General features: G+C 32.5%; 7 protein-coding genes. 5 read left to right on the top strand and 2 right to left on the bottom strand.

Features of this window, described 5'->3' with window-relative positions:
• The 4 genes from ACKI2W_RS09550 to ACKI2W_RS09535 form a co-directional block, all read left to right on the top strand.
• Positions 1-804 (top strand): CoB--CoM heterodisulfide reductase iron-sulfur subunit A family protein (locus tag ACKI2W_RS09550; protein ID WP_407381547.1); only part of this gene is annotated, 804 nt, incomplete at its 5' end.
• 132 nt (positions 805-936) lie between these two features.
• A complete protein-coding gene (locus tag ACKI2W_RS09545) occupies positions 937-2,097 on the top strand; it encodes an MFS transporter (protein WP_407381545.1) in 1,161 nt (386 codons plus the stop codon).
• A gap of 85 nt (positions 2,098-2,182) precedes the next feature.
• Positions 2,183-3,451, top strand: coding sequence for a serine hydroxymethyltransferase (gene glyA, locus ACKI2W_RS09540; RefSeq protein WP_407381543.1), 1,269 nt, complete (start codon positions 2,183-2,185; stop codon positions 3,449-3,451).
• 5 nt (positions 3,452-3,456) lie between these two features.
• A complete protein-coding gene (locus tag ACKI2W_RS09535; RefSeq protein WP_407381541.1) occupies positions 3,457-4,149 on the top strand; it encodes a dihydromethanopterin reductase (acceptor) in 693 nt (230 codons plus the stop codon).
• On the opposite strand, the gene ACKI2W_RS09530 is transcribed toward ACKI2W_RS09535, so the two are convergent.
• Positions 4,142-4,435, bottom strand: coding sequence for a DUF192 domain-containing protein (locus ACKI2W_RS09530; protein ID WP_407381539.1), 294 nt, complete (start codon positions 4,433-4,435; stop codon positions 4,142-4,144). The genes ACKI2W_RS09535 and ACKI2W_RS09530 overlap by 8 nt on opposite strands.
• 70 nt (positions 4,436-4,505) lie before the next feature.
• Positions 4,506-5,171, bottom strand: coding sequence for a DsbA family protein (locus ACKI2W_RS09525; RefSeq protein WP_407381537.1), 666 nt, complete (start codon positions 5,169-5,171; stop codon positions 4,506-4,508).
• A 161-nt stretch (positions 5,172-5,332) separates the two neighbouring features.
• Here ACKI2W_RS09525 and ACKI2W_RS09520 point away from each other — a divergent pair.
• Positions 5,333-7,004 (top strand): Ig-like domain-containing protein (locus ACKI2W_RS09520; RefSeq protein WP_407381535.1); only part of this gene is annotated, 1,672 nt, incomplete at its 3' end.

Below are 7,004 nucleotides of genomic sequence, written 5' to 3'. Positions count from 1 at the left end.
GGTTCAAGAGATGAGCAAATCGGTAAACCTTACTGTTCCAGAGTATGTTGTATGTACTCCATGAAAAACGCTCAATTATGTATTGACCACGAACCTGACACTGAAGTAACCTGTTACTACATGGATATCCGTTCATTCGGTAAAGGATACGAAGAGTTCTACAAAACTTCCCAAGAAAAATACGGAATTGAATTCGTTAGAGGTAGACCTGCACAAATCTTCGAAAATGATGATTTAACCTTAACTATCAGAGCAGAAGACACTTTACTCGGTAAAGTAACTGAATACACTTACGATATGGTTGTTTTAAGTGTCGGTCTTGAACACTCTGCTGGTTCAGACGAACTCAGACAAATCTTAGGTGTTTCCAAATCCGCAGACGGATTCTACATGGAAGCTCACCCTAAACTCAGACCTGTTGACACATTAACTGACGGTGTTTACATTGCTGGTGTAGCTCAAGGTCCTAAAGATATTCCTGACTCCGTAGCACAAGGTTCCGCTGCAGCATCCAGAGCAGCTATCCCAATGGCTAAAGGTCAAGTAGAAATCGAACCTATCGTCGCACGTACTGATGAAGGTATTTGTGGTGCTTGTGAAGTTTGTGTTGAATTATGTCCATTTGGTGCTATTTCAATTGTTGGTGACTCAGGTTCCAACCACGCTGAAATTAACACTGCATTATGTAAAGGATGCGGTACCTGTGTAGGTGCATGTCCATCCGGTGCTATGGATCAACAACACTTCAAAACCGATCAAATTATGGCACAAATCAGTGCTGCTCTTGAAGACATAGGAAAATAGATTTAGAGATTTTTAATCTCTATTTCTTTTTTTACTTTTTTTTAACACTTTTTTTACTGCATTTTTCAGGATATTAAAGTATTAATACTCATTTCAACATAACTATTGTTATTAATCAAATGGGTACAAATCATGAAAAATAATCCTAAAATACTTCTTTATATACTAATGCTTTCTTCATTGGGCATTAACACTCCATTAAGTATTATTGGCATTATTTCTGAAATTTCTCAATATTTTAATACTTCAATTGCAATATCCGGACTATATGTCAGTTCATTCACTTTCACTATTGCGATATGCGGACTATTTGTACCTACATTATTTTCCAGGTTTGAGAGAAAGAAAACATTCCTTTCAATATTGTCTGTTTTTGCTCTAGCCAATTTTGTTATAATCTTTACAGATAATATTTTCATCGCTTCATTTTTCAGAATACTGTCTGCGGTTTTCTATCCTGCATTCATTTCAATCGCCCTGACAGTCTGTGAGGAAATTGCTCCTGAAGGAGAAAAACAGGATTATATCACTAAAATACTGCTTGGAATATCTGTGGGAAGTATTGTGGGCTTGCCAATAACGACAGCCTTAGGAACAATATTCGGTTATCAGGTAGCAATGTTCTGGATTTTTTCAATCAATTTTTTAACGCTGATTCTCATAGTGTTATTTTTCCCTAAGATTTCTGGTAAAGCTACAAGCTATAAAATGTCTTTTTCATCTTTAAAGTCAGAAGAATTCATTTTATCATCAGTCGGAATTGTAATGATGCCTATTGGTGCAAGCATAGTCTATAACTATCTTCCATATTTCCTCCAGACGGTCAGCCATATCTATACCTATAAGCTGAGCATTTTCCTGTTTGTCTATGGAGTATTTTCCATTTTTGGAACATGGCTGGGAGGAAAGCTGATATCAATGAAAGATAAGTTGACATTAATTGTTTTCCAGATTGTCTGTGCTTCGGTTTTTGTTGCATTGTACTTTTCAGTCGATTATATAGTCATAGTATTAACCTTAATTTTAATTTTTGGAATATTGGATGGTATGGGATACAATCTGATTCAATATATCGAAACTTCAGTACTCTCAGATAATCTTGAGCTTGCAAACGGCATATTTTTAAGTATTTTAAACGGCGGGATAGCTTTAGGTATTGCAATCGGAGGATTTCTCGTTGACGGTTTTGGAGTAATGTCCATATTTCCGGCAGGTACAATATTTTTACTTTTGGCATTCATTCTGCTTTTTTATGTAATCTACATTTTGAAAATCAATTTGAAATATAGTTAAAAATAACACTTATTTTCATAAGTATTATATTTGATTATCAATATAAATTAAAACATAATTTTTAATTTAATTTTAGGTGTAGTAAATGACTAATTATCATGACGAAATTTTAAAATTTGAAGAAATTGCAAAAGAACATACTCAATATATGAGAAACAGTATTAATTTGATTGCTTCTGAAAATGTAACCAGTGTAGAAGTTACTGAAGCTTTAGCAACTGATTTTGCTCACAGATACGCTGAAGGTCAGGCATTCCAAAGATTTTATGAAGGATGTCAGTTCGTTGACCAGGTCGAAGACATGACCAAAAAACTTTCATGCAAAGTTTATGACTGTGACTATGCTAACGTTCAGCCTGTTTCAGGTGTAACCGCAAATCTAGCAGCATTCTTTGGATTTGCAAAACCTGGTGAAAAAGTAATGGCTTTGGAAGTACCTTCCGGAGGACACATTTCCCACGCAGATGTAAGTGCAGCAGGTATCCGTGGATTAAAAACCGTATTCCACCCATTAAACAAAGATATCATGAACATAGACATCGATGCAATGAACAAGAAAATCCTCGAAGAAAAACCAAAAATAGTATTGTTCGGAGGAAGCTTATTCTTATTCCCTCATCCTGTAAAAGAAGCTCGTGAAGCAGCTGATGAAGTCGGAGCAACTATCATGTACGATGGAGCTCACGTATTAGGTCTTATTGCCGGAGGCCAATTCCAGCAACCTCTTAAAGAAGGAGCAGATGTAATGATGGGAAGTACCCACAAAACATTCCCTGGTCCACAGGGAGGAATCATCCTTTCACACAAGGAAAATGAAGAGTTAATTGACAATGCAGTATTCCCTGGTGTTGTAAGTAACCACCATTTACACCACTTGCTCGGATTAGGTATTGCAACCGCTGAAATGCTTGAATTCGGTGAAGCTTACGCAAAACAGACCATTAAAAATGCTCAGGCATTAGGTCAGGCAATGTATGAATTAGGATTTGACGTATTATGTGAAGAACAGGGATTCACCCAATCACACCAAATTGCAGTTGACTTAAGTTCCATCCGCTCAGCATCAGATATTGCCCGTGAATTGGCTGACAATAACGTTATCTTAAATAAAAATCTCCTGCCTGGTGATGACAGAGACAATTCTGATGACCCATCAGGTATCAGAATCGGTACTCAGGAAATTACCAGAAGAGGTTTAAAAGAAAAAGAAATGTCTGAAGTTGCTGAATTCATCAAACGTGTCGCAGTCGACAAGGAAGACATTGCTGATGAAGTTGCTGAATTCATGAATCAATATGTAACTTTAGATTATGCATTTTCAGATAAGGACGCTTATCAATATCATAAATTATAGATACCATGAGAATAGGGTTTGCTTTTACTGGAGCAGGTCATTTACTAAACGAATCTGTTCAAGTTGCTGAAAAACTGGCTCGAGACCATGAAGTAACCATATTTCTTTCTGGTGCTGCGGAAGAAGTATTGAAAATGTATGGTCTTTACGAAAGGGTTACCAGACTGACTGGCGGCAAATACAGAGAGCTTGCTACAGATTCCAACCAAAAGTTTTCATATCCGATAACAGGCAGACTCTCTCTGGGTAAATATGATTTACTGATAGTATCACCTGCAACTGCAAATACGGTTTCCAAAATCGTTTATGGTATTGCTGATACTTTAGTGACGAATGCTGTTGCACAGGCGGGTAAGGGCGCTGTTAAGACATTCATGGTTCCTGTTGATATCCATCCTGGACCGATTGACACTGTTCTTCCATCCAAAATGGAAACCGCTAAATGTCAAAAGTGTGATGAATGTGTTGCGGCTCTTGTTTGTCCTGAAGGAGCGATTATTCCTCATGATGAGATTGATTTGACAAAATGTGTCGGATGCGGACAATGCAGAAATTCCTGTCCATATGATGCTATTTCAGAAGGAAAAATCATCACAATCTACATGAGAGGCATCGATATTGAAAATACAAAGAGATTATCTGAAATTGATGATATTCAGATATTCGAACATCCTGAAGATGTTTTGGAGTTTATATAAACTCAATTTTTTCTCCTTTTTTTAAATCTAGAAAATTTTCTTTAGTTTCAAGAATATATTTAGCTTTTTTTGACGCTTTGTAGAATTTCCATGGTTTCAATGTGGTCTTATCAATAATAACTTTATTTTCATCCAAAAAATAAGCATCAATTGTAAATCTCATAAAACAGGTATGGATGCTTGATCCGTATTTTAAAATGAATAACAATCCGTAATCAATGTCTTTTTTAAACATCAATCCGCGTAATCTTTTTAAATAACTGTCTGCATATTTTATCTTAATCATGGATTATAGCTTTTATGGAGCTTTGTAATAAATTTAACTTATTTTTAAAAGCAATATTGCTCTGAGAAGGTTATTCTAATTTGTCTTCAATGTCTCCACTTATCAAATCTTTTAAGGCGTTTTTGAATTCTTCTGTCGTTAATGCACCGGGAATTGCCAGAGTTTCATCACCTTTTTCAATGAAATAAAATGGGACAGAATTAACACTATTTAGTCTAGCATCCTCTTCATCAATCTGGACTTCGACTTGATATTTATCGCTTTCAAGCATTTCTTCGATTTCTTTTTCATTTAAACCTTCGGATGTTCCTATTTCAATTAAAACTTCTTTATCTGATAATGTTTTTCTTTCACACAGAAAAGCCCTGGACAGTTTTTCACAAATATTTTCAACTAATTCATCATCCATTTTGCTTGAAGCTAGCTTCACTAATCTGTGAGCATTTCTTGAAGATGTTATTTTACTGTTGGAATAATCATAATTTAAGCCTTCCTGCCTTCCGATTTCATCAATTTCTTTAAGCTCATCTATAGCTACAAACTCTGGAATGCCATATTTTCTTGCATAATGGTTTTTCATTGGTGTAGCTATTTCATCACTTTCTTCCGGTTCAACTTCGAAAGCTTTCATTTCCATTTTAATATCTAAATTCAATTCGTTTATAGCCTTTTTAAGTCTTGTGTTACCTATATAGCAATAAGGGCAGTTGAAGTCGCTCCAATATATGATTTTCATATTATATAGTTTGTTAGTTTTATTATTAAAATTAATTTTGATTTGATTTTTTAAAAAATATTTTAATTTAAAATCGTGTATTGCTAATTTTAGAAAGTTATATATTTATTTTTTAATATAATATAATATAATTAATTGTTATTTCGGTGATTTAAATTAAATTGAAAATTATTTTAATTTTAATTTTTTTATTATTACTTTTTAATATATCGGAAAGTTATGCTGCTTCTGAAAATAATAGTACCGATGTATTAATGATTAATATTGATAATGAGTATGACTTGGAGGATGAACTTGGTTATAATGGAGGTAATAATTTACCTATTGATACATATTTCAATTCTTCTAATCTTGTTAAGTATTATGGTGGAAGCCAACGTTTTTCTGTTTCTTTATTGGATTCAAATGGTAACAGTTTATCTAATAAAAATATTAATTTTACAATAAATGGTGTATCATATACTCGTATCACAGATGCAAATGGTATTGCTTCACTTGCAATTAATTTAAATACAGGAAACTACACAATTGCTTCTTTTTTCTATGGGGATAATAATTACAAACCAAGTTATGCAATTAATTGGGTTTTTGTCAATTCGACTATTTATGCTAATGATTTAGTTAAAATTTATCACAATTCTTCTCAATATTATTCTCTTTTTTTCTCAGTAAATGGTATAGCTTTAGCTAACACGGATGTTACTTTCAATATTAATGGTGTAATCTATACGCGCACGACAAATGCTACTGGGTGGGCTAAGTTAAATATTAATTTATATCCTGGTGAATATATAATTACTGCTACCAATCCCGTTAGCGGGCAATTATATTCAAATCTAGTCACTGTTTTACCTTCTTTATATGCTGATGATTTATATATGGGTTATCGTGATGGTAGTCGATTTGAATGTGTTGTCTTAGATAATTTGGGAAATCCATATCCTTATCAAAATGTTACTTTCAATATTAATGGAGTTTTTTATACTCGAACAAGTAATATTTATGGTGTTGCAGGATTAAATATTAATTTAAGTCCTGGGGATTATATTATTACGTCACAATATAATGATTTGCATATCTCAAATACGATTTATATTACATCAGGTAGTGTTAGTCATAAAACATATTATATAGATGCTAGTAATTACACAACAAATTATTCTTCACCAAATTCATATTTTATTGCTAAACTAAAAGATAATGAGGGTAATTATATTTCTCATAAATCGATTTTATTAACTGTGGGCGAATATTCTTATGCTAGTTTGACTGATAATAATGGTGAAGCAAAATGGTTAATAGATTGGAATGTTGGTTCGTATAATGTAAATCTTTTATTTAAATCTTATAATAATGTTGTATATTCTATAAATAATGTCATTGTAGTAAATAGATCTAATTTATTCTTTACTAATAATTCAATTCTATCTAGATATTATGATGAAAATGATAATACTTTTCATTATTCAGTTCGTGTTTGTGATTATTTCAATAAATCAATAAGTGATTTATCTATTCGTTTTAATATTGGAAATAATGTTTTTTATAATTTAACCAATAATGATGGTATTGCCTTTTGTTCATTTAATCTAGATATTGGGAAATATCCATTAAACGTATCATTTGAAGGAAACAATAATTATAATCCTTCTTTTTCAGTTCAAAATATTTATATGATGAGTCCTGTTTTTGTTGATAATAATTTATATTTTTTTAATGAGTCTAATGTAACTATTAAAATTATTTCTAATTTTAGTAACTTTTATTATAGTTTTGATAATATTTCTTGGAATAATGCTTTTGATAATTTGTCTGTTATTTTTATGAATGGCG

Origin of the sequence: Methanobrevibacter sp. (genome assembly GCF_045603845.1) — an archaeon.
Lineage (GTDB): Archaea > Methanobacteriota > Methanobacteria > Methanobacteriales > Methanobacteriaceae > Methanocatella.
Note: the sequence above shows the minus strand (reverse complement) of the source record. Positions and strands in the feature narration are given on the sequence as shown.

What these genes read in the sequence shown, in the direction of transcription:
- ACKI2W_RS09545 (WP_407381545.1), top strand. Translation starts at nt 937, where the DNA reads ATGAAAAATAATCCTAAAATACTTCTTTATATACTAATGCTTTCTTCA.
- ACKI2W_RS09530 (WP_407381539.1), bottom strand. Translation starts at nt 4,435, where the DNA reads ATGATTAAGATAAAATATGCAGACAGTTATTTAAAAAGATTACGCGGA.
- glyA (WP_407381543.1), top strand. Translation starts at nt 2,183, where the DNA reads ATGACTAATTATCATGACGAAATTTTAAAATTTGAAGAAATTGCAAAA.
- ACKI2W_RS09535 (WP_407381541.1), top strand. Translation starts at nt 3,457, where the DNA reads ATGAGAATAGGGTTTGCTTTTACTGGAGCAGGTCATTTACTAAACGAA.
- ACKI2W_RS09525 (WP_407381537.1), bottom strand. Translation starts at nt 5,171, where the DNA reads ATGAAAATCATATATTGGAGCGACTTCAACTGCCCTTATTGCTATATA.